Below are 24,784 nucleotides of genomic sequence, written 5' to 3'. Positions count from 1 at the left end.
TTTAGTTATCCTGCTTTGGACCTGCTGCAGAGTAATCAAACTCGCTGTTTGCAGTCTGATACTTTTTAAAGTTCTCTATAAACATTTCAGCTAGAGTATCTCTTGTTCTATCAAACTCATCTTTATCTGACCATGCGTTACGAGGATTTAATATCTCCGGATTGATATTTCCCAGAGTTTTTGGAACATGTAGTTTAAACGTTTTTGTCACGTCAAACTCGCTCTCTTTAATACTGCCATCAAGTATAGCATTTATACAAGCACGAGTATCTTTTATACTCATTCTATGCCCTACTCCGTAAGCTCCGCCTGTCCAACCGGTGTTGACAAGATAAACACTGACGTTATGTTTATCAATTTTTTCGCCTAATAATTTCGCATAAACAGTAGGATGAAGCGGCAAAAATGCCTCGCCAAAACACGCGCTAAAAGTTGCAACAGGTTTTGTAATACCGCGCTCAGTTCCTGCAACTTTTGCAGTATATCCGCTTAAGAAGTAGTACATTGCTTGTTCACGAGTAAGTTTTGAAACGGGAGGAAGAACACCAAAGGCGTCCGCAGTTAAAAAGATTATATTTTCAGGATGTCCGGCACTAAGAGAAGTTTCATGATTTTCTATATGTTCTATGGGGTAAGAGACGCGAGTATTCTCGGTCTTCGAGCTGTCTTTGTAATCTACCTCGCCTTCTCCGTACATTACTACGTTCTCAAGAAGCGCACCAGTTCTAATGGCGTTATAAATCTCAGGTTCACTGTTATCATCAAGGTTGATAACCTTGGCGTAACATCCGCCTTCAAAGTTAAATACCCCCTCATTGTCCCAGCCATGTTCATCGTCGCCGATTAATCTTCTGCGAGGATCTGTTGAAAGAGTTGTTTTTCCTGTTCCGCTAAGTCCAAAGAAAAGTGCGGTATCGCCCTTTTCTCCTACGTTTGCCGAGCAGTGCATAGAGAGCTTATCTTCAAGAGGCAACCAGTAGTTCATCATTGAAAAAATCCCTTTTTTCAACTCACCACCGTACCATGTACCACCGATAATAGACAAGTTATTTTCAATATCAAACAAAACAAAGACTTCGGAGTTAAGTCCATGCTCTTTCCATTTGTCATTAACAGCTTTACAAGCATTTAAAACTGTAAAATTAGGTTTGAAAACTTCCAGTTCTGAATCTGTAGGGCGGATAAACATATTTTTTACAAAATGAGCCTGCCATGCTATTTCAGTGATAAAGCGAATTGATCTTTTAGACGTATCACTAGCTCCGCTAAAAACATCAGTTACATAAAGGTCTTTGCCTGATAACTGCTCTCTTGAAACCTCTAAAAGTTCATTAAAAATGTCTTCACTGATTTTTTGATTTACATCACCCCACGCAATATATCTGTTTGACGGATCACGATCTACAAAATATTTATCTTTTGGGCTTCTGCCTGTAAATATACCCGTATCTACGGCCGTTGCTCCCTTTTTTGTAAGAGCACACTCTTTTTTTTCTAGTTCATGTTCAATCAACTTATCATAACTAAGATTATGATAAACTTTACCGACATTCTTTAGACCTATCTCTTCTAACTCAGTTACGCTCATAACTTGCCTTGTGATACTTTTTAATTATGGCGAAATTATACACTTAATAAACCTAAATTAAAAGTAAATATCCCATATGAATTGGATTTTTTAGTAACTTTTTTTAAACATGTACAAAGAAAAATTACTTTAAGAATTTTTTGCTAGAATTACGCTCTTGCTCGCATAACTCAGTTGGTAGAGTGTTACCTCGACAAGGTAAAAGTCACTGGTTCGAGTCCAGTTGTGAGCACCATTTGTATAATTTTTTTTGCAAATTATCTTTCATATATCACCAATATACTCTCATCTATAAAGATTCAACGCGGTTTCTGCCTTTTTCCTTTGCAATATAAAGCGCTCTATCGACCCTGTCGATAATATCTTCTTCTTTATCTCCATCTTTATAAGATGTTACGCCGATACTTGATGTAACTTTATAATCCTGAGGGTAGTCTCCTTTTTGTATTAACTCTTTTAAGTTCTGTGCAAATATTTTGGCAGATTTAAGCTCCGTATTTGTACAAATTATCACAAATTCATCCCCTCCGTTTCTGATAACTACATCACTCTTTCTAGAGTTGTTTTTTATTATTTTTGAAAACTCTTTAATAACCTCATCGCCGACTAAATGTCCAAGCGTATCATTTATATTTTTAAAATTATCAATATCCAGCATTATCAAAGAGAGCGGTTTTTCGTATAAGAGTGCCGCTTCAATCTCTTTGTTTATCACTTCTTCACATTTTAAACGATTATATAAGCCGCTTAATGGGTCTATAAGTGATTTTTCATGATATTCGTTAGCCTTTTGTTTATACTCTTTTTTTATGCGTTCAGTCTGAATAAGATTAATCTTGCCTAGTTTAAGCTCGGCAACCATTTGGCTAAAATTAAAGTTTAACTGATCAATCTCTTCAATATTACTCTCTTTTAAAGGCAGATTTATTTTATCACTGCCTACAAAAGTAGTTTGCTTTGAGAGTTCTTCAATAGGATTTGTTATCTCAAGAGCAAACAACCTTGATCTCTTTAGGGTATATAACACAAATCCAAGATAAAAAACTATCGCAAATACAATTGCGCTGTACCCAACTAAATTGCCATATGATTTTAGCTTATATATTGAGTAAAAAATATTGTTCTTTTCAATCATAAGCATTAAGCGCCAACCAGTCTCTTCAATAATAGTTTGCATTAATATATACTCTTGAGAATTTATGCTGAGTTCAAAAAAATCGGTTTTATTCTTATAATGTTCTACAAATTTATTGCCAAAAGGTGAATTTTCATTTTTTATTAAATTATATTCCAACGGCTTTTTTATCGTTGTTTTAATATTTTGAATATATGTATGTGTCGTGAGTTCGCTCATATTTAAAATTTTTTCAATTTTTTGAGGCATTGCTAAAATAGCACCCTCTTTATCAAGCATAAAAAGCGAAGAACTCCACGGTAACTTACGCTCTAATAAATTACTTATTAAACTTTTTAACGGTATATCAATCCCTGTTACACCTTCTAAAAAATCTTTGTTATATATAGGTACAACACATGAAATCATCCAACCGTTTCCGGCAGGATCTAAATAAGCATCCGTCCATACGGGTTCCCTTTTAGTGTCATGTTTCTCATCTGCAAGATAGTAAAAGTTGTAATCACTCATTTTTAAAGTCGATCCATATTGATTATACACCTCATCTATATAAGGATAAAGTCTATTCATATTATCCCAGCTGTTAAAATAGGCTGCAACAATATTTTTGTTTGAATCTACTATACTTTTAAAACTTACATCCATAACCTCGCTGCGAAGAGCCTTTTGCATCTCTTTATGAGTAATTTTCGTATCTGAAGAGTAGTAGAGACTTGAACCGTTTTTAGTAGTTTTATAATAGACTCCATTAGGAGCAACTTCAAATTGGGGTTTAGCGTTTGGAAAATAGATTAAATTAGGATTTGAAAAAAAGTATTCATGCTCTTTTTGAAGTATATTACTAAGCCTTGAGACTTCACCTAGCACATTTCCGATATATTTTGATTCCGCTAAAAGAATCTCTTGTCCATGTGTCTTTGCCTCTTTCATTGAAGAATTTTTTATCAAGGTATAAACATATGTATTTACAAAGAAATAGGCACTAAACAATATAACCGCGACTACAAACGTAGGTATTAAGACTGTATTTTTATGATAATTAAAAAGCAGTTGATTCAAGTTTAACTTATTCTGCATATTCACTGCACACCTTTACAAAAGCCTTTTTAATTATTATATTATCATGTATGTAAATATTTATCTTTAAATTCAAATATTAAACAAAAAAAACTAATATTGTCCGCTATTTATCCCTCTTGCACATGTAACGCCGCTGCTAAAAGCCCACTGAAAATTATATCCGCCAAGCTCTCCTGTTACATCTACAATTTCACCTATAAAGTATAAATCTTTTACATCTAAAGACTCTAGCGTATAAGAATTTAGTTCATCCGTTATAACTCCGCCGCGGCAAACTTCAGCCTTGCTAAAACCGAAATTTCCTGCAGGTGCAAATTCATAGTTATGTATCTTCTCTAACTTTTGTTTTATGTCGGCTGTTATTTTTTTACACTCAATATCTTCTACATGTAGAGCCTCAAGCAGAGCTTTTGAGAGCCGTTTTGGCAGAGGAATAACTGAACTTATCAGCTTTTTGCTATCTTTGATAAGTTCCAAAATATTATCATTTGGCAAAAAATCTATCGCTATATTTCCACGCTGCCAATAAAGAGATGCGGATAAAACTGCAGGTCCGCTAATACCTTTATGTGCAAAAAGAAGCTCCTCTTTGAGTGTTTTGTTGCCTACTTTTATATGAACATAACAGCTAAGACCGCTTAACTCTTTCATCCAAAACTGCTCTTTTTGAACGGTTAGTCCGACAAGTGCGGGAGCAAACTCTTTTACTTTTATGCCGAAATCTTTGGCTATTTTAAGCCCTATATCACTTGCACCCAGAGCGCTGTAACTTTTTCCGCCCGTTGCCACTACGACTATTTTAGCTTTGTAGATATCTTTTAAAGTTTTTACTTCAAAAACAGCATCTTTTTTACTTACATGTAAGATATCTCTGTTTAAAAGCAACTCGGCATAATCTGTATCTTTTTTTAAAATATTTATGATTTCATCTGAAGAGGTTTTACAAAAGTAGTAACGGTTTTTACGTAACTCAAGCTCTACGCCGTTTACATGTAGATAATTTAGCAAATCGTCTTTTGAAAAATTATTTAAAGACGCAGATATAAACTCACTATCTCCGTCATAGTTATATTCGCTTACATGTACATTTGTTATGTTGCACTTTCCACCGCCTGAAATCTTTAGTTTTTGCGCAACTTTAGGGTTTACGTCAAGAATTGCAACACTTAATTTTTTATCCAATTTAGCCGCACACACAAGTCCGCTAGCACCAGCTCCGAGTATTAAAACATCATATATCTTCATGATGAAATTATACTTTACGCTCCCTTTAGATATAATACAAAAAATATTTAAAAGTAGCATAAATGGGCAATAAACTTCACATAGTATCTTTAGGATGCACAAAAAACTTAGTTGACACGGAAGTTATGATGGGCAAACTTCAAAATTTTACACTAACTGATGACCAAGAAGAAGCAGACGTTATCATAGTAAATACATGCGGCTTTATAGATGCCGCAAAACAGGAGTCGATAAACACTGTACTTAATCTACATGATGCCAGAAAAGAGGACTCAGTTTTGGTTATGGCAGGGTGTCTTAGCGAAAGATACAAAGAAGAACTAGCCAAAGATATGCCCGAAGTCGATATATTTACCGGTGTAGGCGATTATGATAAAATCGATGAGCTTTTGGTTGAGAAAAAGAGCAGATTTTCAGAAGCCGTTTATCTTATCGACGGAGCTGAGCGCGTAGTTACAGGCTCAACATACCACGCTTATATAAAACTTTCCGAAGGGTGCAACCAGACATGTAGTTTCTGCGCCATCCCATCTTTTAAAGGCAAACTAAACTCAAGAAGCCTAGAGTCTATTGCCAAAGAAGTAGAAGGACTTGTGAAAAAAGGGTATTGGGATTTTTCATTTGTTTCGCAAGACTCAAGCTCGTATTTAAGAGACCAAAACGTAAAAGACGGGCTTAGTCTGCTAATACAGAGAATTGAGCTGATTGAAGGTGTAAAGAGTGCAAGAATACTCTATCTTTATCCATCGACTACGACAATTTCTCTACTTAAAAATATAGCAAAAAGCAAGATATTCCACAACTATTTCGATATGCCGATTCAACATATAAACGACGACATGTTGCGTATAATGAAAAGAGGTTTCGGTAAAAAACAGACTCTTGAACTGCTGGATTTTATGAAGTCCCTTCCAAACTCATTTATCAGAACAAGTTTTATAGTCGGTCATCCGCAAGAGTCACAAGAGATGTTTGACGAGATGTGCGAGTTTGCTTCTAGTTTTGGATTTGACCGTATCAATGTTTTTTCATATTCAGATGAAGAGACGACAAGCGCACATGAGATGAGCGAAAAAATACCCGCTAAAGTTATCAACAAAAGAGCCGAGATTTTAGGAAAAATTGCATCTACATGTACACAAGAATCTCTAAAAAAAGAGATTGGCAAAGAGATTGAAATAGTAATAGACGGCGAGAGCGACGAGCATGAGTATCTTTTAAGTGCAAAAAAACTTATCTGGGCGCCTGAAATTGACGGCGAGATATATGTAAATGACAGAACCGGCGATGAAGAGCTTGAGTTTGGCAAAATATACAAAGCCCAAATTACAGATATTCTCGGCGATATTTTGACGGCAACAGTTGACAATGCTTGAAAACAAAACTCTTCTAAAGTTAAAAGGCAAAAAAAATCTTTTAGCTTTCTCGGGCGGAGCGGATTCTACCGCTTTGTTTTTTCTTCTCTTAAAACACAACATAAAATTTGACATTGCAATAGTTGACTACGGTATTAGAAAACAGAGCAAAGAAGAAGTATCTTATGCAAAAGAGATATCTAGTTCTAATAGCCTTACATGTTATGTTTATAATGCTCCAAAAATTAAGCAAAATTTTGAAGCAAAAGCGAGAGAAATCAGATACGGTTTTTTTGAAGAGTTAATTGAAAAATACAAATATGAAAACCTACTTACAGCTCATCATCTCGGAGACAGATTTGAATGGATGCTTATGCAGTTTTGCAAGGGTGCCGGATGTGCAGAGATAGCAGGTATGCAGATAGAACAACACAGAGGATTTTACACTCTGATACGTCCATTGCTTCATCTTGATAAACAAGAACTATTGGCATATCTTAATGCAGAGAAAAAGTTATATTTTGAAGATGAAAGCAATCTTGATGAAGATATAAAAAGAAACTCCTTTAGACATAACTACTCTCTTCCGCTTTTAGAAAAATATGTAGGCGGAATAAAAAAAAGTTTTGAGTATATCGATGAGGACAAAGCTGTGCTAATAACAGAAATAGAAGTTAAAAGCATAAATGAGTTTGCGTACTTTAAAAGTTCTAAAAATAAAAGAGCGGATATTTTTGCGATAGACAAATATCTAAAATCAAAACTTTACATGTTAAGCGCCTCAGAAAGAGAGCTTTTAAAGAACACGAACACTTTGGTTGTAGGTAGAAAATTTATTGTAAACAAAGACAGAGATTTTATATTTATCGCTCCTTATGAAGCAAAAAATTCAAAAATGTCTCATGAATTCAAAGAGAAATGCAGAGTCTTAAAAATAGAGCCTAAACTACGCCAATATCTGTACAAAGACAATGAAGCTTACATAAAAATACAAAAGCTACTTAGTAGTATTTAAATCTTTATTATTGTTATAAACTCTCATAGTAAAAGATGAGCTAATCATTTCGCCCTCTCTCTTAAAATTTATAGGAAAGTTAACTGATATAATCCAACTGCTTTTGTTTAGAGCATCTAAAAAATCATAAAAACTCTTCGGCGAACTTATCTGAGAAGTGGTATTTACTTCATATACGCTAAAACCCTCTTCGTCCTCAAGCTTTGCTCTTTTAGATATCTTTAAAGAAGTAAAAAAATTTCTGTGCAGTTTTTCAAATCTCTGAGAATTAAACTCGGCATCAAAAGCTCTTATAACATTTATATTATCACTTCTTAGCTTTTGAAGAATCACCTCTTTTTCAATGGAGAAATCACTTAGCTGTCTTAATTCAAGACTCTCTTTATTTAGCTCTGTTCTTTTTAGTCTATACTCTTTGCCTTCGGGAATCAATACCGCGAAAGAAAAAACTAAAACAAATATGAGTAAAAATATACAAAGTATCAATAGATAGATATTTTGTTTAGAGAAATTAATTTTCATCTTTTAACTCCTCCTCATCTATGTAATTTGTAGATACAAATCTAAGCCATCCATTTTCGACAGGATAAAAACTGCTGTAAGTTCTGTGGAAAATTGAACGAAGAGGAGCTTGGAGCATAAAGTTATAAACATCTTTATTTGGTGTTATACCGTATAGAATCAAACCGTCTTCCATAATTTTTGCTTCCGAGAGCGTTACTCTGCTAGGAATTAAATCAAATAGGTTGTTAATGCTGTCTTTTAAAACGCTGTTTTTTGTAAAAATTTTCTCAGACATTAGATTTTGCTTCTCTATCGTTGCAATTTGCTGATTCATTTTCAAAATACTTGAACTAAGCTGCTCTTTTTGTACGCTAATATCGGCTAAGTCCTGTTTAAATCTATAATCACGAAAAATTAAAAAAGAATATGTACTAAAAAGCATAAAAATAGTAACCCCAAAAAAGGTAAAAAGCAGTTGCATGTCTTTGGTAAAAATTGTCTTTGATCTGGGTTTTATATAACTATATTGCATTTACTTCTGCCTTTGCGATGTCGCATAACGCCAGAGCAATATCTATTTTTCTTATATATACGCTTAAAAACATCTCCTCTTCCAAGTAGTTTTTAAGGTCGCTGCTTATACCCACTCCATCTGCAATATAAATGGTTTCCACAAATTTGCTATCATATTTTGAATCTCTGTAAAAAGTATTTAGTGAACTTTGTATTAACGAAAATCTTTGGTAATCCTCATTAAATCCGGAAGATGAGATATCACTATCTTTCTCCTTGTTAATTATCTCTTCAATATCATGCTCTTCAGAAAACTCATCTATCGTATCTCCGCTGTCCAAATCCTCAATATCGCCAAAATCATTAAAATCTATAGAGTTGTCATCATCTATCTCTATCTCTTCTAAATCAATTCCTCCGGTATTATCAAGTCCTAGCAACATCTCATCTTCGTCATCATCCAAAGAAGAGTCTATCATAAGAGCATCTTCCTCATCTTTATGCTGCATATCTAAATATTCTGCGTAGAGAAGTTTTGAGTTGTCAAATACGCTAAACGATATATAGTTCTCTTCAAGCAAAACAAACATTGCTAATGTAGTATTTATTTTATCTTTAAAAAAATTTGCCATTAAAACAAAAGGGGAGAAAATGAAATCTACTCCTGTACTTCTGTATTCGTGCTTTGTAGCTTCTAAATCATACTCCGAAGTATAGTATGCCCAGCTTTTGGAATAACACTTATATTTTATTGATGCAGTATCACAATATTTACTTATTTCACTGTTGCTACATGTAGGAACCGCACCTTGTTGTGAAGATCTATCCAAAACCGAAATATAATAAAATGGGGACTCTTTTGCGTTTAACTTTATAAATTCATACATCTTTGAATTCATAGAGACTGTATCAAAAACTTTATTTGTAATTTTTAGTACCTTATCTTTGGAACAAGCTTCAATATAGACTACTGTTCGTGAATTTCCAACAACAATATTTATAAAAACTTTTGTATATAAAGCTTCTAAAAATCTGCTTATCATATCTTATCCACTCCGCAAAGAGGATGGGCGGTATTATAATTTTGTTGTTTCAATGCACTGCCTAATTTTGTATATATTTGCGTTGTTGCCATAGACGAATGTCCCAATAACTCACTAACATCCGCAATAGGCGCTTTAGCATTTAATAACTGCGACGCGTAAGAGTGACGAAGTTGATGGGGAGTGACTTTTAACCCGACCCTTCTAAAGAGTTTTACGACTATATATCTTAGACTGTTTTCGCTTAATTTTTCGCCATTTTTTTCAAAAAGAAATTTTTTTTGATGTGATATACTCAAATATTCATCGAGCAACTCTTTTGTGTGAATCAACAGCGGAACATCTCTTTGCTTATTTCCTTTTCCGATAACTCTTACCCACTCTTTGGAAATATTGCCTACTTCTAACGACGTTAACTCCGAAATTCTCAATCCAAGAGTATAAAGAAGCGTTACAACAAGTTTCTCAAGAGATTGTGCATGAGAGAGTGCTTTCATTATATGTTCATGTGAAATCGGTTTTGGAAGCGTCTTTGCAACTTTAATACTTTCATCTGCTTTTAGTATGGCAGATACGCCGTTATCGTTTAAATAACTTACAAAAGAACGTATCGCACTAAGCTTTTTACTGATTGTTTTTGAGTTAAGCGAAGATATTTTTATACGATAAGGCATTAGGTTAAAAAGAGTATGCTCATTCTCTTTAACCATCTCTACATATAAGAGTGCTTCTTTTAAAGATTCATCATAACTTTTAATAGTCAAATCAGAGTATCCTCTTATATCCTCAAGATATTTCAAGAACTCCTTTTGCTTAACTTCTATTAACTTTTTCAAGTAACTTCTCAAATTTTTTGTAATACTGCTCTGCCTCTAAAATTAGCTCTTTATCCGTAATTACGCTAGGAGCAAGTTTAACATAAGCACTAAGCATGATATTGCATATCATTTTGATTTTTGCTTTGTCTATATCGGATATACTTACATGTAAAGCAATTTCATCAATACTTTTCATATATATTTTTGCATCTTCTATATAATTAACATATTTAAGTGATGTTTGAGACTGCGTCATTACGGTTGAAGCCATCCGGTTGTATTTATCTATAGCAAATGCATCTTTTGCAAGAGTGTATGCCTCTTTGTAATCTCCCATTTCATAATAATATTTTGCCTTAAGAGACTTTTCATAAGAGGGATTTATTAAAAAATAAATTCCCATTATAAAAAGCATAAATAGAGCTACAAAAGGTATAAGCAACTTAGATTTCATGCTTTTTTAACCCTTCCTTGACAAGATTTTTTGCTTCTATCATATCCATTGAACTAACATCTATAGGCAATGTAGAATAGAAATTTAACGTACCGAAAGGCTTTGGAATGATAAATTTATCCCAACTATTAAACTGCCAAAATTTCGTAGGTTTTATCTCAACTAACACTATTTTAACTTTTGCTTTTTGAGCCATTGCAATTATACCGTCTGCGACTTCATGTCTTGGACCTTTTGGACCATCGGGAGTAATTCCTATATCATAACCCTCTTTTAATGCCTTAATTCCCTGCATTAAAACTCTTGTTGCATTTCTGTTTGTTGAACCGCTTATCGTATCTATACCAAAATAGTTTATCGTTTTTGATATTAACATTCCGTCAAAATGGCTTGATATTAAAGCTTTTACATGTAAAGTTTTTCTATATCTTAAATAAACAAACGGTAACATCAAAAGCTCTCCATGCCAGCATGCAAAGATTGTAGGCTCACTTCCTATATCATCGGGGGAATAAAAGTTTTTTTTATTTGTCAGATAGATAATTCTAATTAGTATTGAGGCTAAAAAGGGGACGATAATTAGTGCTAACGCACGAAGCATCTTTTTAGCCAACTACTTCTCCGGTTAAAATTGTTCTTCCTATCTCGGTTATCTTAACATCTCTAAACTCGCCTAAAAGCTCATCGGAACCTTTAACTTTTATTACTATATTGTTATCGCTTCTACCGCTTACAAAGTAGTCTTTGTTTAAATCCTCAAAATAGACTCTATATGTTTTTCCTAAATGCTCTTTGTTTTTTTCATCTAGTATGTCTGTATGAAGATTTTGAAGCGTAGTAAGTCTAAAAGAAGCTATGTCATCATCTACTACGTTTGTAAAATGTTCAGCTTCAGTTTCGGGTCTTGGGGAGTATTTAAATGAAAATATCTGATCAAACTTTACGCGTCTGACAACATCTAACGTATCTTCAAAATCCTCATCGCTCTCACCCGGAAATGCAACTATAATATCCGTAGAAATACTGACATCGGGACAAACGCTTCTTAGTTTTTCTACTCTGTCTAAAAACCACTCTTTTGAGTATCCGCGTTTCATATCTTTTAAAACTTTTGTAGAACCGCTTTGAAGAGGCATATGCATAGATTTGCAGATTTTAGGATTTGAGGCAAACTCTTCGATAAACTCATCATCCATATGAAAAGGGTGCGGAGATGTAAAACGGATTCTCTCTAAGCCTTCGATAGCGCTAAGTCTGCGAAGAAGCTCTGCAAAGTTTACCTTCTCGTGTTCTCCCGAAAAACGACGCCCGTAATTATTTACGTTTTGTCCTAGCAGAAAAACCTCTTTCGCACCGCCATTTACCGCTCTTGAAACTTCTCTGATAATAAGCGAATCAGGAATCGATATCTCATCTCCGCGAGTTTTAGGAACAATACAGTACGTACATGATTTATCGCACCCTATAGATACGTTGATATAAGCTTTATACGGCGATGTTCTAAAATCATTAAACGCAAATTCACTCTCGTCATAATTTATATCTACCTCTACCGCTTTATCTTTATGCAAAACCTCAGTTATCCTAGAGACGTTTCTAGCCCCTAGAACAAAACTGACATAAGGAGCACGCTTAATTATCTCGTCTCCTAAATGAGAAGCTGTACATCCGCACACGCCTATCTTTGCACCCTCTTTTTTTTTCTTGTTAAAAACACCGAGTTCTGAAAAAAGTTTGGCTACTGGTTTTTCTCTGACCGAACATGTATTTATCAAAATAAGGTCGGCACTATTTAAATCATCCGTAGTGACATACCCCTCTTTTTCACTCAGCTGCGCAATTATATGCTCACTGTCGCGAGAGTTCATAGCACAGCCTAATGTTTCAATAAACAGTTTTTTTGTCATTTTTGAAATCTCAGTTTATAATATGAACTTGATACATGTACTCGCTGTCTGAGAGACCGTATTTAACTTCGCTCATATAAAAACTTTTACCTTTTGCTTCAAAATAGTCTTGAAGCTCAAGCAAATCTTTATGTGAGTTTTCTCTATCAAAATAAAATATCACACTCTCCTCTTTCTCAAGAGTTGCTTCTATTTTTGCCAATTCTACTTTTTTTGGCTTTGCATTAATATCTGTTCTTGCAAACTTTAAATCCATAATTTATCCTTAGTTTTGAGTGCTGTAATTTTATTGCATTATAGTAAAACTCTACTAAAAATCGTATTAAAGATGATTTTATACATTTTTGGTATAATGTCAAAACTTCATAAGAAATCCACAATATATTTTAACACTGTTTTTTATGAGACCATCTTTTACTAGGATATAATAATGGAAAAAATTTTAGATATAGTCGAAGCGATTGCTCACGAAAAAGGTCTTAAACCAGAAAAGGTAACAGAAGCTTTAAAAACTGCATTTGTTCAAACTGCAAAAAGAGTAATTAACTCAAAATTTGCTTTTGAAGCGCTTATAAACAACCAAACAAAAACTATTGATGTGATTCAAATAATCACAGTTGTATCAGATAATGATGAAAAACTCAATGATGAGAACATAGCTCCTGCATATATCTCTATATCTGAAGCTAGAGAGTATGACGACCAAGTAGAACTTGACGACCAACTTCAAATTCCGCACGATTTGGAAGAGTACGGTAGAACTGCTGCTTCAACACTTCACCGAGAGATAGAGTATCATGTCCAAAGATTGGTTGAAGATGAAATTTTTAATAAATATAAATCCAAAATCGGCACATTAATTACGGGTAGAGTTACAAGAGTTGATCAACAAAACTCTACTTATATAGAAGTTGACGAAGTTCGTGCAGTATTACCTATGAAAAGCCGTATTAAAGGGGAGCATTTTAAGGTCGGAGATCACTTAAAAGCAGTTGTTAGACGTGTAAATCTTGATAAAGAAAACGGTATTCAAATTGAACTATCACGTACCTCTCCGAAATTTTTAGAAGAGCTATTAGCACTTGAAGTCCCTGAAATTTCAGACGGAACGGTAATTATAGAAAAAAGTGCGCGTATTCCGGGAGAGAGAGCTAAAATAGCACTAATTAGCACTCATCCGCAGGTTGACGCAGTAGGTGCTACGGTAGGTGTAAAAGGCGTTCGTATCAATGCAGTAAGCCAAGAGTTAATAGGAGAAAATATAGATTGTATTGAATATACGTCTATACCTGAACTTTTTATCTCTAGAATCATGAGTCCTGCTATAATATCTAACGTTGAAATTATAAAAAATGATAGAGGCGAAGCCGAAAAAGCTATTATTACTCTTCCATCAGATCAAAAATCAAAAGCTATCGGTAAAAACGGTATAAATATTCGTCTTGCTTCAATGCTTAGCGGATTAAATATAGAACTTGTTGAAAATGACGGTAAAACCGGCAAAAAAACAGAACTTGAACAAGAACAAAAAGATGGTGTTGACGCACTAAAAGCACTCTTTAACTAATAAAATTTTCCTTTAACTTCTTTTCATATACGGATTTAATTTCAGTAGAGTTAAATCCGCTATTATATTTCCTAGCAACGTTAAAAACGCTGTTATCATAAGCGTACCCATGATAATAGGATAATCACGACTAAGTGCACTCATAAAAAAGAGCTGTCCCATTCCATCTATGCCGAAAATTGACTCTAAAATAACACTTCCTCCGATTAATCCGGGCAAAGAGAGACCTAAAAGAGTTACGATAGGCGGAAAAAGATTCGGAAGTATGTAATACCTAAGCAATATCTTTTTATCTAATCCCCGTGAGAGTGCAAAGTAGTAGTAATCACTCTTTAGTATCTCAATCGTTAATGAACGAATATAAATAACCATACTTCCCAAACCTACAAATATCATAACCCCGATAGGCAAAACTAAGTGCCATGCCATATCAAGATAGTAAGAAAAACCGATTTTTGGCTCTATGGAGTGCAATCCGGCTATTGGAAATATATTTAATATTAAAGAGAAAAATATTATAAAAAGCAATGCCAGATAAAACGACGGCATAGAGAATGAAATTAAGGATATTTGACGAATAAAATGGTCTGTTTTTTTCTCATAATTAAGTGCGGCTTTTATTCCTAAATACAACGATATCACAAATACCGCTATAAGAGCCGTAATATTCATACTCAAAGTTACAGGAAGACGTTTTAATATCTCTACACTGACATCCTGCCCCGAAACAAATGAGATACCGAAATTTAGAGAAAAAATATTTATAATCCAATCCATATATTGAGTAAACAAAGGTTTATCCAGCCCATAAACAGCTTTTAGAACAGCTAGTGCTTCTTGTGTCATATTTGGATTTAATTCACCTGCCGAAAAAAAGCTATTTGGTGCTGCATGAATTGCCAAAAAAGAGATTATGGAGATTAAGAACAACATAAACAAAATATATAAGAGTTTTTTTAGTAATTCTATCATGAAGAGATTATAGCAAAAAAGTTCGCTACAAAACTCATCTTCCCAAAAAACAGGAAAGGGAAAATGAGTTTTTTAATTTAAAAAAATCTATGGACTAGAAACTTGTGCTTATTGTAGCTATTAAGTTGTCTTGATTTGAACCGCTATCCATATCAATGCCTGTATAAGAGACACCTACTTCGAATTTACCTAACGCTTTAGTAAGTCCAACATTGTAATAGTTTCCTACTTTGTCATAATCGCCGTAAAGAGCACTGAATGTTAACTCCATAGGTAGTGGTGCAGATAGAGTCACTTCCCATGCATCCGTTGGATCAAAATCATCTGTTTTTATACCGCTATAGTATTTTGCACCTATGCTCACAACTTCAAAATCTTTAATTAACCCAAAATATGCCTCTGCAAAATTAAGTGCTTTAGATTGATTTGGATATGAGTACTGAATTGCACCTACATCATAGCCGATTCCGTATAACTCACCTGCATAACCGCCGAATATATCTAGTTCCATAGAAGCCGTATTTCCGGCACCAAACTCTACATTTGAACCCCATACACCTGCATATAAACCTTTATAGCCTAAGTCGATTCCACCTTGAACTGCAGGAGAGTTATCGCTTTGTGTCATACCTCTCCATACATAATTACTTGTAAGAGCCATATTTGCACTAATACTTACATCAGATGTCTCTTCTGCACCAAATAAAACACTTACTGCTAAAGCTGCCGCCAAACTAATTTTAATCAATTTCATTTTATATCCTTTTTGCTGATAGGAAAATTTTACCATACCAAATTTAGAAGTTATACAATAAATTGACTAAATTTTAATCAATTTTAAGATTACTTAGAAGCATCCCAAGAAAGAACTGTTTTTCCTTCCTCTGTCACCTCTGCAGCTGCCATTCCCATAATATTATATCCTGCATCCACATAATGAATTTCTCCGGTTACGCCTGATGCCAAATCACTTAAAAGGTACATAGCAGAATTACCGACTTGCTCTATAGTTACGTTTTTCTTCAAAGGCGCATTAATCTCATTCCAGTTTAGTATCTGTTTAAAGTCGCCTATTCCAGCCGCTGCAAGAGTTCTAATAGGACCTGCTGAGATTGCATTAACACGTTGACCTTTTTTTCCGAGTTCGACCGCCATATATCTAACAGTTGACTCTAGTGCTGCTTTTGCAACACCCATAACATTATAATTAACTATATATTTAGGTCCTCCTAAATATGAGAGAGTAATAATTGAAGCATCATCTGATAAAACAGGCTCCAAACGATTTGTCAAATCAATTAGAGAATATACAGAAATATCCATAGCAATCTGAAATGCATTTTTTGTAGTCTTCATGAATGGCTCACTTAATGCTTCTTTTGGAGCAAATGCTACTGAGTGAACTAAAAAATCAATCTTGCCGAAATCTTTTTCTATAAGTGAAGCAATGTTTGACATGTGCTCTTCGTTAGATACATCAAGTTCATATACTTTATCGCTACCTAGTTCAGCGGCAATTGGCTCAACCCTCTTTTTAAGTGCATCGTTTAAATAAGTAAACGCCATCTCAGCGCCTTGATCTGCACAAGATTTTGCTATACCGTATGCAATCGATTTATTATTTGCCAATCCTACTATTAAGCCTTTTTTGCCCTTCATTAACATATGTTTTTCTCCTACAATTTTTAATTTATTTATCTATATTTTGTGCATATTCACACATTGTACAAAAGTGTTCAGCATAAAGTGCCGCACTACCGACTAATACACCATCAACGCCATCTAGTGCTAAAACTTCTTCGGCATTTGTAACTTTGACGCTTCCTCCGTAGAGAAGCGGTGCGCTTGAAATCTTTTTTAACTCTTTGTGTATAGCTACAATATCTTCAAGAGTTGGAGTTAGTCCTGTTCCGATTGCCCAAACCGGTTCATAAGCTATAACTAAATTTTCATATGAAGTATCAATACCCTCATATTGATTTGAGATATACTCCATCATCTTATCAAATCCTGCTTCTCTGACTTCTAAAGGCTCTCCAACGCAATAAAGTATTTTAAAACCAAGCTCTTTATAGAAATTAAATTTTTCAATTAGCTCTTCTTGCGTTTCGCCTATTACATGACGTCTTTCACTATGTCCGATTAAAATAGTTTTTATACCAAACTCTTCTAACTGTTCATACCCTATTTCACCCGTAAATGCACCGTTAATCGCGGGGTATGCATTTTGAGTACCTACGGTTAAGGCTCCTACATGTAAATTTAAACTAGAAATTGCAGGAAAAACCAAAACTTCTTGCGAGATGTTATTTTTAGCCAAAAAACTCTCTACCTCTTTTATATACTTAGAAGTTTTTTCTCGAGTAAGATTTGTTTTTAAGTTTGCTGCAATTATCATTATTTTAATCCTCTTTAATTATTAAAGATGCCACTCCGGGTAAAATTTTACCCTCCAAAAGTTCCAGTGAAGCACCGCCTCCCGTTGAGATAAACGTCATCTCATCATCAACGCCTATTCTTTGAACAAGATCAGCAGTATCGCCACCACCTACAATAGTAGTAGCATAACTATCAGCCACAAAATGAGCAATCTTATTTGAACCGCGCGCAAACTTATCCATCTCATAAACACCCATTGGTCCATTCCAAAGCACAGTTTGGACATCACTTAAAACCTCTCTGTAAAGTCTTACGGTTGCAGGCCCGATATCAAGTCCCATCCATCCTGATGGAATCTCCTGAGCGGAGACAAGTCTGCTGATTGAATCTTCTGAAAACTTCTCAGCCGCTACAAGATCAACAGGCAGATAGAATTTAACACCTAATCTTTTTGCCTCATCCATAATACGTCCTGCCTCCTCTAGCAAATCATCTTCAACAAGGGAAGCACCGATGTCGTATCCGAGCTTTTTCAAAAATGTAAATGCCATTCCGCCGCCAATCAAAACTTTGTCAACGCGAGGAAGCAGATTTATAAGCGCTTCTAGTTTTCCTGAAACTTTACTTCCGCCTATAATAGCAGCGAAAGGTCGCACAGGTTTTTGTATGATTTTTCCTAAAAACTCTATCTCTTTTTGTAGTAAAAAGCCTGCAGCTTTATGTTTATCGTCAAAAAAATGAGTGATTCCTTCAACAGAAGAGTGAGCGCGATGACTTACGCCAAATGCATCATTTACATAAAAATCTGCCATCGAAGCTAATTTTTGAGACAACTCTTTATCATTTTTAGTCTCTCCATCTTCATAGCGAAGATTTTCTAGCATTAACACTTCACCATCTTTAAGTGCAGCAGCTTTTGAGAGGGCATCTTCGCCTATAACATCCTTTGCAATTATTACTTCTCTTTTTAGAAGATGTTGTATTCTTCTAGCTATTGGAATTAAAGAGTATTTTGCTACAACTTGACCCTCTGGGCGACCTAAATGTGATGCCAAAACAACTGCACAGTTTTGATCAAGGCAGTAGTTAATTGTTGAGAGAGCTGAACGAATACGTCTATCATCAGATATATTTCCAAACTCATCCATCGGTACATTAAAATCACATCTAATAAAAACTTTTTTACTTGCTAATTTTAAATTTTTTATATTTAATAATTCCAATTTTTGTCCTATTTACTAATATGAAGAGCCATATCTATAAGTCTTGAAGAGTAACCCCACTCATTATCATACCAAGCCATTATCTTAACCATATCTCCATCAATTACCTGCGTTAAATCTTCGGCAACAATCGAGCTGTATGTACTACCCACAAAATCTTGAGAGACTCTCATCTCTTTATCCATTAAAAGAAGCCCTTTTAAGCTTGTATCTGCCATTTCGTTAAACACACGCGTTACTTCATCTTTTGTAGTTTTCTTTTTAACAACTACATTCAAATCAACCATAGAAACATCCGGTGTCGGAACACGAACACTTTGCCCGTGAAGCTTTCCGACAAGTTGAGGAAGAACAAGACCGATAGCCTTTGCCGCTCCTGTTGTTGTAGGTATCATATTGATTGCACCTGCACGAGCGCGACGTTTATCTTTTGAGTGCTTTACATCTAAGATATTTTGGTCATTCGTGTATGAGTGAATAGTCGTCATAAGTCCTTTTTCAATTCCAAAGGCATCATCAAGCACTTTTGCCACTGGTCCAAGGCAGTTTGTAGTACATGAAGCATTTGAGACGATTTTTTGTCCCTCGTACAGATGCTCATTTACGCCCATAACGAACGTTGCGGTATCTTTATCTTTTGAAGGAGCCGAAAATAGAACTTTTTCTACACCGTTGTCTATATGTATCTGAGCAGATTCTTGAGTCAAAAACACTCCCGTACACTCTAAAACCATATCTGCACCGCAATCGGCAAACTTTAAATTTTTAGGGTCTCTATCGCTAAAAACTCTGATTTTTTTACCGTCAATACTGATATTTTCATCATCTAGTTGAACTACATCACTGTTAAATGTCCCGTGAACAGAATCATTTTTAAGAAGATACAGCATCATATCCATGCTTGCCATGTCATTTATAGCTACAATTTCTACGTCATTTCTACTTGCAGCTATACGAGCTACACAGCGACCGATTCTACCAAATCCGTTAATTGCTATTTTTAATGCCATTATATTTCCTAATTAAAATAAAAATTGGGCAATTTTACCTAAACTTAGTTATAATTCGCTTTAAATATGGATACAATCGCACTTTTTGGCGGCTCGTTTGACCCGCCGCACATCGGTCATGAGGCTATAGTTGGGGCTTTGAGAAAATTCAAAGATATTGACAAAATAATAGTAATGCCGACATTTCTAAATCCGTTCAAGTCTAATTTTTATGCTCCTTCATCTCTTAGGATGAAATGGTTAAAAGAGATTTTTAGCGAATATAATAATGTTGAAGTATCAAACTATGAAGCCCTTCAAGAGAAGCAGGTTGCGACAATAGAAACAGTTAAACACCTTTTAAAAAGTTATAAAAAAATATATCTGGTAATCGGTGCCGACAATCTTGCGTCGCTCCACATGTGGAATAGGTATGAAGAACTTAAAGAGTTAGTAACTTTTATTATAGCACCAAGAGATGCTATTGAGATTCCAAAAGGGTTTTTAAGATTAAATGTAGATGAGAATATTTCATCAACAAATCTTAGAGAAAAAGTAGAGATATCGAAATTACCGAAAAAATGCGCAAAAGAGATATATAATTTTTACAAGGAAAACCATTGCAAAACACAATAGAGAAAATAACACAAGTTTTAGATAAAAATAAAGCAGAAAATATAGAGGTTTTTGACCTTAGAGAAAAAAACTACTTTGTAGATTACGCTATTATTGCGTCATCTCTGGGTTCAAGACATACGGCAGCTCTGCTTGATCATCTAAAAAAAGAGCTAAAGCCGGCGGAGAAATTCAACAATATTGATGAGAGTCCGGAGTGGATTGTTGTTGACCTAGGCGATATTCTTATTCATATTATGACACCTGAATATAGAGTTAAGTATGATATGGAGAGTTTTTTAAGTTCTTTGGCGGACGGTAAAGAGGGTTCGATTCTATAAATAAAAAATATTTTATTTTTTTACCTCTTGCTTATTTAAAAGAAGTTCATCGTTGCTTTTTTGTAAGATATCTCTATAATCATATATAGAGTCCACATATTTTACAGGCTCGCTGCCCCTTGCATAGCCATGTTTTAATGTTTTGTAATATTTTTTCTGTTCAAGCAAAGGCAGAGCTTTTTTCAAATCATTCCAAACATTTTTATTTAGACCCATATTCTGGGTCAATATCTGTGCATCAAAAATATGTCCCATCCCGATATTGTACGCCGCTAAAGCGAATTTTAGACGATCTTCTCCTTCAACCTCAGGTGAAACAAGTTTTATCATCTCATTGAGATGTTTAGCTCCGCCCTCTATACTCTGTTTTGGGTCAAGTAAATCTTTTACTCCAATATGAGCCGCGGTTGTTTGAGTTAGCATCATAAGTCCTCTTACTCCCGTATAACTTTTTGCTTTTGGATTCCAGTGTGACTCTTGATATGATTGAGCGGCTAAAATAGACCAAGAGATATTATATTTATCTCCGTATTCTTGAAAATAATTTTTATACTCCGGAAGTCTTGTTTTTATTCTTTCATAAAACATTTTAGTGTCGTAATAATCAAAAAAGAATGCAAAGCTGTAGTAATGGTCTTTTAGTCGTGCCATCTCACCGCTTTGATTAAACCCATTAAGCCATGAGTACATGTCGGCTTCAAGCTCTTTTGAATTCGGTGCTAAAACCCATGCTAACTGCTCTCTATTGCTTATTGAAAAGGCAAGAGCTATTTTTGGAAAATAGCGTTGATTTAGTGCGTATATATTTGAATCTGCTATCGTGCAATCTATCTCATTTGAAGCAACTTTTGCCAAAAGCTCTTCTGTTGAGTATTCGGAAGTATATGTTGCATTGATGTCAAAACCGTCAGATTTGAGTAATTCTATAGTTTCATTATAACTTGTCTCTTCCCCTACAACAATTTTCAGTCCTGCCAAATCTTCTATATTTCTTGGAAAAACACCGTTCCATAACATTCCTCTATAGCAAACAACCTGTTCTTGAACCTCAAAATATGATGGTCCAAAATTAAAATTTTTTTCTCGTAAAGGTGTTTTTGCTAAAGATGCGGAAGTTATATGAATATCGGGATTTTTACTTAACTCTATCGCCTCTTTAGTAGTATTTGCACTTGTTATATTTAAGTCAACGCCCAAGTATTTTGCATAAGCTTTAAGAAGATCGTACTCAAAACCTTTTGGTTCATCCGAGCCTATATAATAAGTAGAAGGGGAGTTTAATAATACTACATTTAGATATTTATTTGCCTTTATATTATCTAGTATAGACGGCGCTTTTATTTTGTGAATAGGAGTATATGCAGTATGGCTAAGCCATCCGAAAGTAAAAAAAGATATAGCAAAAAATAGAAATACCGTGATTCTAAAATATCTATCCATGTTCATTAGTTTACAATTAAAAACTTATGCGAATATAAAACGATTTATACCGTTTTCATATTCATGTGCTAAAACTTGATTATGCACTTTTAAAATGGAATCCACAAGATATAAACCAAGTCCAAAACTATTTTTTGAAGGATTGTCTTTTGTAAAGGGTTCTATATAGTACTGAAGAGGATGAGCAATGCACTCTCCTTTGCTTTCAAAAGATAGCTCAGAATTTTTTATCAAAATTTTTACATGTGAATCGGTTGAATACTTTATACCGTTGTCTATCATATTTTTAATTGCCGTAGTATAAAGTCTATAATTTGCATTTATTTTATATCCGGCATCTACATAAACCGTTATAGAAGTTCTCTCTATCATCGCCATATCTATAGCACCGTCAATAATATCTACCAAACGATACTCTTTAAAATCCGTCTTGTCTCCAAGACTTGTAACCTCTTCTATGAGAGCAAATTCATTTACCAATGATTCAAGGCGACCAAAAATCGAGCTGAATCTGTCTCTTTGTTTTTTAGATTCAAGCATTTGAGTTGCAATTGTCCCTTTTGCTATTGGAGTTTTTAACTCATGCATAATATTTCTTAAAAAAAGAGTTCGCGATTCTAAAATTACGTTAATCTTTTCTCTTGTAGCTTCAAGCTCATTTGAAATTAATGCTATCTCATCACACCCTTTTGCTTTAAAGGATATATTCATATTCCCATCACCGTAAAGTGCAATCTTTTTTCTAAGCCTAATTAGAGGTCTTAGTTTTCGTAAAATTAAAATAAAAGAAAAAGAGATTATAAAAATAATTGCTAAGTAGGAGTAAGCAACACTCCAATATCTGTATGGTTTTAGCTCTTCATCAAGAATCAGTACCGAAGACGCCGGGGCTTCTATATAAAAATATATTTTTTTATTAAATTGAAGCATATTCGCAGTTAAATCAGTTACGACTTTTTTAGTATATAAACCCTCCCTTGATAACATTACGGAAGCATCAACACTTTGAAAATCTTTTTTCTTTAAAACCTTTGCGTTTTTAAGAATGATATCTATCACTTTTTGATCTTTTTCAAGTACAAAATTATATACCGCCAAATTTGCTTCAAGCATAATTTGGGGATTTTGTTTTTGTTGATGCTGACGGTATATTTGGGTTATAATCGCATGTTTTGCAAATATATGGCTTATGTAGTGCTGTTTGTTTTGTTTAAAAAACTCCCAAAATACTACGCTTACACTCACTAACGTAACAATTAGAGCAAATAAAACAGTAATTAAAACAGCATGTTTTTTCATTTAAGAAGTTTGTACCCGACACCTCTAACTGACTCTATAAGAGATTTATCTCCAAGTTTGTTTCTTATTCGCCCAACCATTACATCAATACTTTTATTTGATGAATCCTCATTTATCGCATTGACATTGTGAATTAAATCTTCTCTTGAAACAACCAGACCCTGTTTTGCAATCATATATGACAAAATTCCAAATTCGGCATTAGTAAGGTCGATATTTCTGCCCTTATAAGTTATCATCATAGAAGAAATATCGCATTTAAAATCGCTTTTTGATTCCTCTTTTTGTTGCGATTTTGCCTCATAGCGTCTTAACACCGAGTGGATTCTAGCTTCAAGCTCTCTAGGGTCGTAAGGTTTTGGGATATAATCATCAGCGCCAAGTTCAAGTGCTTTTACTTTATCCGTGACATCGCTTCTAGCAGATGAGATAATAATAGGAATATCCTGTCTCTCGCGGATAGCTTCACAAACTTCCAAACCATCCATACCCGGAAGAGTCAAATCCAAAATAACCAAATCAAACGGTTCCAACTTCAATATACTTACGGCCTTAAAAGGGTCATCTTCTGTGACGACCTCAAACCCAAACTGCCCAAGATATTCCGTTAATATCTCTGCTAGTTCCAAGTCATCTTCAATCATTAATATTTTTTTCATAAATGCATCTTAACAGATATCAACTAATAAGTAGTTAACGACAAAGAAATTATGATTTTCATTATTTCATTGACTTTTTTAAATCTTCAATAAACTCTGTAATATCATCATGCAGTGCTTGCAAATCCTCTTCATGTTCAACCTCATCAGCCAAAATTTGAGATACTATATCATAAGTAACGATATCTTTATCTCTTGTCATATCGACAAGATGAGAGTAGATAGATATAGCACACTGCTCACCTTTTATAGAGTCTTGAAGAATTTTTACAACGTCAAACTCTTTTGGCTCTTCATATCCGCAACTAGTATTTGTAAACCAATCTTTTGGATTAAGTAACGGCGTACCTCCAAGCTGTATTATTCTGTCTGCAACCAAAGTTGCATGTCTAAGCTCATCTGCCGCATGTTGCGTAAGTTCGACAATTGCCGCATCTTTCATTATTCCTTTTACGACTTTTGCTTCAATAAAATATTGGTAATATGCAAGCCACTCATCTGCATAAGCCTTATTTAGAGCAGTTATTATGTCACTTATCTCCAAACCTTTAATAATTGAATTCCCGTACTTAGCCATCTTAAATCCTTTAAAAAAATATTACGCTTAAGAGAGTATAGTAGTCTGCATCTTAAAATAAAATAA

At 34.4% G+C, this 24,784-nt stretch carries 26 protein-coding genes and 1 tRNA gene; 6 read left to right on the top strand and 21 right to left on the bottom strand.

Translation table 11 applies throughout. From position 1 onward, the window contains the following. Position 1: 1 nt before the first annotated feature. Complete coding sequence (pckA, locus tag A2530_RS07380; protein ID WP_294884695.1) at positions 2-1,588, bottom strand: phosphoenolpyruvate carboxykinase (ATP); 1,587 nt, start codon at positions 1,586-1,588, stop codon at positions 2-4. Positions 1,589-1,747: 159 nt separating this feature from the next. On the opposite strand from pckA, the gene A2530_RS07375 reads away from it, so the two are divergent. Next, positions 1,748-1,823: transfer RNA gene (locus tag A2530_RS07375), tRNA-Val, on the top strand. Between the two features lie 54 nt (positions 1,824-1,877). On the opposite strand, the gene A2530_RS07370 is transcribed toward A2530_RS07375, so the two are convergent. Both A2530_RS07370 and A2530_RS07365 read right to left on the bottom strand, forming a co-directional pair. Further along, positions 1,878-3,800 carry a diguanylate cyclase gene (locus A2530_RS07370; RefSeq protein ID WP_294884697.1) on the bottom strand — a complete coding sequence of 641 codons (1,923 nt, stop codon included), beginning with the start codon at positions 3,798-3,800 and terminating at the stop codon, positions 1,878-1,880. Positions 3,801-3,893: 93 nt separating this feature from the next. After that, a complete protein-coding gene (locus A2530_RS07365; protein ID WP_294884699.1) occupies positions 3,894-5,048 on the bottom strand; it encodes an aminoacetone oxidase family FAD-binding enzyme in 1,155 nt (384 codons plus the stop codon). A 62-nt stretch (positions 5,049-5,110) separates the two neighbouring features. Here A2530_RS07365 and rimO point away from each other — a divergent pair, with 62 nt between their 5' ends. After that, positions 5,111-6,424, top strand: a complete 1,314-nt coding sequence (rimO, locus tag A2530_RS07360) for a 30S ribosomal protein S12 methylthiotransferase RimO (RefSeq protein WP_294884700.1) — start codon at positions 5,111-5,113, stop codon at positions 6,422-6,424. After that, positions 6,417-7,418, top strand: coding sequence for a tRNA lysidine(34) synthetase TilS (gene tilS, locus A2530_RS07355; protein ID WP_294884701.1), 1,002 nt, complete (start codon positions 6,417-6,419; stop codon positions 7,416-7,418). The genes rimO and tilS overlap by 8 nt, the downstream gene beginning before the upstream one ends. On the opposite strand, the gene A2530_RS07350 is transcribed toward tilS, so the two are convergent. Genes A2530_RS07350 through A2530_RS07315 form a run of 8 tightly spaced genes read right to left on the bottom strand, consistent with a single transcriptional unit; the run spans position 7,401 to position 12,913 of the window. After that, positions 7,401-7,940, bottom strand: a complete 540-nt coding sequence (locus A2530_RS07350) for a hypothetical protein (protein WP_294884702.1) — start codon at positions 7,938-7,940, stop codon at positions 7,401-7,403. The genes tilS and A2530_RS07350 overlap by 18 nt on opposite strands. Further along, on the bottom strand, positions 7,930-8,454 hold the full coding sequence (locus tag A2530_RS07345; RefSeq protein ID WP_294884703.1) for a hypothetical protein: 525 nt from the start codon (positions 8,452-8,454) through the stop codon (positions 7,930-7,932). The genes A2530_RS07350 and A2530_RS07345 overlap by 11 nt, the downstream gene beginning before the upstream one ends. Then, positions 8,444-9,478, bottom strand: a complete 1,035-nt coding sequence (locus tag A2530_RS07340) for a hypothetical protein (RefSeq protein ID WP_294884704.1) — start codon at positions 9,476-9,478, stop codon at positions 8,444-8,446. Before A2530_RS07340 ends, A2530_RS07345 begins: the two co-directional genes overlap by 11 nt. Then, positions 9,475-10,314 (bottom strand): tyrosine-type recombinase/integrase, encoded by an 840-nt coding sequence (locus A2530_RS07335; RefSeq protein WP_294884706.1) that lies wholly within the window; start codon positions 10,312-10,314, stop codon positions 9,475-9,477. The genes A2530_RS07340 and A2530_RS07335 overlap by 4 nt, the downstream gene beginning before the upstream one ends. Next, the gene (locus tag A2530_RS07330; protein WP_294884707.1) at positions 10,292-10,750 is read right to left on the bottom strand and encodes a hypothetical protein; all 459 of its coding nucleotides are present in this window, start codon (positions 10,748-10,750) and stop codon (positions 10,292-10,294) included. The genes A2530_RS07335 and A2530_RS07330 overlap by 23 nt, the downstream gene beginning before the upstream one ends. After that, positions 10,740-11,363, bottom strand: coding sequence for a lysophospholipid acyltransferase family protein (locus tag A2530_RS07325; RefSeq protein ID WP_294884709.1), 624 nt, complete (start codon positions 11,361-11,363; stop codon positions 10,740-10,742). The genes A2530_RS07330 and A2530_RS07325 overlap by 11 nt, the downstream gene beginning before the upstream one ends. Beyond that, positions 11,356-12,657 carry a tRNA (N6-isopentenyl adenosine(37)-C2)-methylthiotransferase MiaB gene (miaB, locus tag A2530_RS07320; RefSeq protein WP_294884711.1) on the bottom strand — a complete coding sequence of 434 codons (1,302 nt, stop codon included), beginning with the start codon at positions 12,655-12,657 and terminating at the stop codon, positions 11,356-11,358. Before miaB ends, A2530_RS07325 begins: the two co-directional genes overlap by 8 nt. 10 nt (positions 12,658-12,667) lie before the next feature. After that, the gene (locus A2530_RS07315) at positions 12,668-12,913 is read right to left on the bottom strand and encodes an HP0268 family nuclease (protein ID WP_294884713.1); all 246 of its coding nucleotides are present in this window, start codon (positions 12,911-12,913) and stop codon (positions 12,668-12,670) included. A 174-nt stretch (positions 12,914-13,087) separates the two neighbouring features. On the opposite strand from A2530_RS07315, the gene nusA reads away from it, so the two are divergent. Then, the gene (gene nusA, locus A2530_RS07310; protein ID WP_294884715.1) at positions 13,088-14,224 is read left to right on the top strand and encodes a transcription termination factor NusA; all 1,137 of its coding nucleotides are present in this window, start codon (positions 13,088-13,090) and stop codon (positions 14,222-14,224) included. A gap of 12 nt (positions 14,225-14,236) precedes the next feature. Here the strand turns inward: nusA and A2530_RS07305 are convergent, their stop codons facing one another. The 6 genes from A2530_RS07305 to gap form a co-directional block, all read right to left on the bottom strand. Then, positions 14,237-15,196, bottom strand: coding sequence for an ABC transporter permease (locus A2530_RS07305; protein ID WP_294884716.1), 960 nt, complete (start codon positions 15,194-15,196; stop codon positions 14,237-14,239). A 94-nt stretch (positions 15,197-15,290) separates the two neighbouring features. Further along, positions 15,291-15,950 (bottom strand): TorF family putative porin, encoded by a 660-nt coding sequence (locus A2530_RS07300; RefSeq protein WP_294884718.1) that lies wholly within the window; start codon positions 15,948-15,950, stop codon positions 15,291-15,293. Between the two features lie 89 nt (positions 15,951-16,039). Next, on the bottom strand, positions 16,040-16,861 hold the full coding sequence (gene fabI / locus A2530_RS07295; protein WP_294884720.1) for an enoyl-ACP reductase FabI: 822 nt from the start codon (positions 16,859-16,861) through the stop codon (positions 16,040-16,042). Positions 16,862-16,886: 25 nt separating this feature from the next. Next, on the bottom strand, positions 16,887-17,594 hold the full coding sequence (locus tag A2530_RS07290; protein ID WP_294884721.1) for a triose-phosphate isomerase: 708 nt from the start codon (positions 17,592-17,594) through the stop codon (positions 16,887-16,889). Between the two features lie 4 nt (positions 17,595-17,598). Beyond that, complete coding sequence (gene pgk, locus A2530_RS07285) at positions 17,599-18,798, bottom strand: phosphoglycerate kinase (RefSeq protein ID WP_294884723.1); 1,200 nt, start codon at positions 18,796-18,798, stop codon at positions 17,599-17,601. A gap of 8 nt (positions 18,799-18,806) precedes the next feature. Next, entirely contained in the window at positions 18,807-19,808 is a 1,002-nt protein-coding gene (gap, locus tag A2530_RS07280; protein ID WP_294884725.1) for a type I glyceraldehyde-3-phosphate dehydrogenase, read from the bottom strand. Positions 19,809-19,874: 66 nt separating this feature from the next. Between gap and nadD the strand changes: the two genes are divergently transcribed. Beyond that, positions 19,875-20,423: a nicotinate (nicotinamide) nucleotide adenylyltransferase gene (gene nadD, locus A2530_RS07275; RefSeq protein WP_294884727.1), complete on the top strand. Its 549-nt coding sequence runs from the start codon at positions 19,875-19,877 to the stop codon at positions 20,421-20,423. After that, a complete protein-coding gene (rsfS, locus tag A2530_RS07270) occupies positions 20,408-20,743 on the top strand; it encodes a ribosome silencing factor (RefSeq protein WP_294884729.1) in 336 nt (111 codons plus the stop codon). Before nadD ends, rsfS begins: the two co-directional genes overlap by 16 nt. Positions 20,744-20,755: 12 nt before the next feature. On the opposite strand, the gene mltF is transcribed toward rsfS, so the two are convergent. From mltF to A2530_RS07250, 4 genes are all read right to left on the bottom strand, one after another. Beyond that, complete coding sequence (gene mltF, locus A2530_RS07265; RefSeq protein ID WP_294884731.1) at positions 20,756-22,189, bottom strand: membrane-bound lytic murein transglycosylase MltF; 1,434 nt, start codon at positions 22,187-22,189, stop codon at positions 20,756-20,758. 18 nt (positions 22,190-22,207) lie between these two features. After that, positions 22,208-23,482: an ArsS family sensor histidine kinase gene (locus A2530_RS07260; RefSeq protein ID WP_294884733.1), complete on the bottom strand. Its 1,275-nt coding sequence runs from the start codon at positions 23,480-23,482 to the stop codon at positions 22,208-22,210. Next, the gene (locus tag A2530_RS07255) at positions 23,479-24,141 is read right to left on the bottom strand and encodes a response regulator transcription factor (RefSeq protein WP_294884734.1); all 663 of its coding nucleotides are present in this window, start codon (positions 24,139-24,141) and stop codon (positions 23,479-23,481) included. Before A2530_RS07255 ends, A2530_RS07260 begins: the two co-directional genes overlap by 4 nt. Positions 24,142-24,202: 61 nt before the next feature. Beyond that, a complete protein-coding gene (locus A2530_RS07250; RefSeq protein WP_294884735.1) occupies positions 24,203-24,718 on the bottom strand; it encodes a ferritin-like domain-containing protein in 516 nt (171 codons plus the stop codon). Between the last annotated feature and the right edge of the window lie 66 nt (positions 24,719-24,784).

Origin of the sequence: Sulfurimonas sp. RIFOXYD2_FULL_34_21, assembly GCF_001830805.1 — a bacterium.
In the GTDB taxonomy this organism is placed as follows: Bacteria; Campylobacterota; Campylobacteria; order Campylobacterales; family Sulfurimonadaceae; genus Sulfurimonas.
Note: the sequence above shows the minus strand (reverse complement) of the source record. Positions and strands in the feature narration are given on the sequence as shown.

Excerpts from the sequence above, each read along its gene's own strand:
- pckA (WP_294884695.1), bottom strand. The coding sequence starts at position 1,588 with ATGAGCGTAACTGAGTTAGAAGAGATAGGTCTAAAGAATGTCGGTAAA.
- A2530_RS07370 (WP_294884697.1), bottom strand. The coding sequence starts at position 3,800 with ATGCAGAATAAGTTAAACTTGAATCAACTGCTTTTTAATTATCATAAA.
- A2530_RS07365 (WP_294884699.1), bottom strand. The coding sequence starts at position 5,048 with ATGAAGATATATGATGTTTTAATACTCGGAGCTGGTGCTAGCGGACTT.
- rimO (WP_294884700.1), top strand. The coding sequence starts at position 5,111 with ATGGGCAATAAACTTCACATAGTATCTTTAGGATGCACAAAAAACTTA.
- tilS (WP_294884701.1), top strand. The coding sequence starts at position 6,417 with ATGCTTGAAAACAAAACTCTTCTAAAGTTAAAAGGCAAAAAAAATCTT.
- A2530_RS07350 (WP_294884702.1), bottom strand. The coding sequence starts at position 7,940 with ATGAAAATTAATTTCTCTAAACAAAATATCTATCTATTGATACTTTGT.
- A2530_RS07345 (WP_294884703.1), bottom strand. The coding sequence starts at position 8,454 with ATGCAATATAGTTATATAAAACCCAGATCAAAGACAATTTTTACCAAA.
- A2530_RS07340 (WP_294884704.1), bottom strand. The coding sequence starts at position 9,478 with ATGATAAGCAGATTTTTAGAAGCTTTATATACAAAAGTTTTTATAAAT.
- A2530_RS07330 (WP_294884707.1), bottom strand. The coding sequence starts at position 10,750 with ATGAAATCTAAGTTGCTTATACCTTTTGTAGCTCTATTTATGCTTTTT.
- miaB (WP_294884711.1), bottom strand. The coding sequence starts at position 12,657 with ATGACAAAAAAACTGTTTATTGAAACATTAGGCTGTGCTATGAACTCT.
- A2530_RS07315 (WP_294884713.1), bottom strand. The coding sequence starts at position 12,913 with ATGGATTTAAAGTTTGCAAGAACAGATATTAATGCAAAGCCAAAAAAA.
- nusA (WP_294884715.1), top strand. The coding sequence starts at position 13,088 with ATGGAAAAAATTTTAGATATAGTCGAAGCGATTGCTCACGAAAAAGGT.
- A2530_RS07305 (WP_294884716.1), bottom strand. The coding sequence starts at position 15,196 with ATGATAGAATTACTAAAAAAACTCTTATATATTTTGTTTATGTTGTTC.
- A2530_RS07300 (WP_294884718.1), bottom strand. The coding sequence starts at position 15,950 with ATGAAATTGATTAAAATTAGTTTGGCGGCAGCTTTAGCAGTAAGTGTT.
- fabI (WP_294884720.1), bottom strand. The coding sequence starts at position 16,861 with ATGTTAATGAAGGGCAAAAAAGGCTTAATAGTAGGATTGGCAAATAAT.
- A2530_RS07290 (WP_294884721.1), bottom strand. The coding sequence starts at position 17,594 with ATGATAATTGCAGCAAACTTAAAAACAAATCTTACTCGAGAAAAAACT.
- gap (WP_294884725.1), bottom strand. The coding sequence starts at position 19,808 with ATGGCATTAAAAATAGCAATTAACGGATTTGGTAGAATCGGTCGCTGT.
- nadD (WP_294884727.1), top strand. The coding sequence starts at position 19,875 with ATGGATACAATCGCACTTTTTGGCGGCTCGTTTGACCCGCCGCACATC.
- mltF (WP_294884731.1), bottom strand. The coding sequence starts at position 22,189 with ATGAACATGGATAGATATTTTAGAATCACGGTATTTCTATTTTTTGCT.
- A2530_RS07260 (WP_294884733.1), bottom strand. The coding sequence starts at position 23,482 with ATGAAAAAACATGCTGTTTTAATTACTGTTTTATTTGCTCTAATTGTT.
- A2530_RS07255 (WP_294884734.1), bottom strand. The coding sequence starts at position 24,141 with ATGAAAAAAATATTAATGATTGAAGATGACTTGGAACTAGCAGAGATA.
- A2530_RS07250 (WP_294884735.1), bottom strand. The coding sequence starts at position 24,718 with ATGGCTAAGTACGGGAATTCAATTATTAAAGGTTTGGAGATAAGTGAC.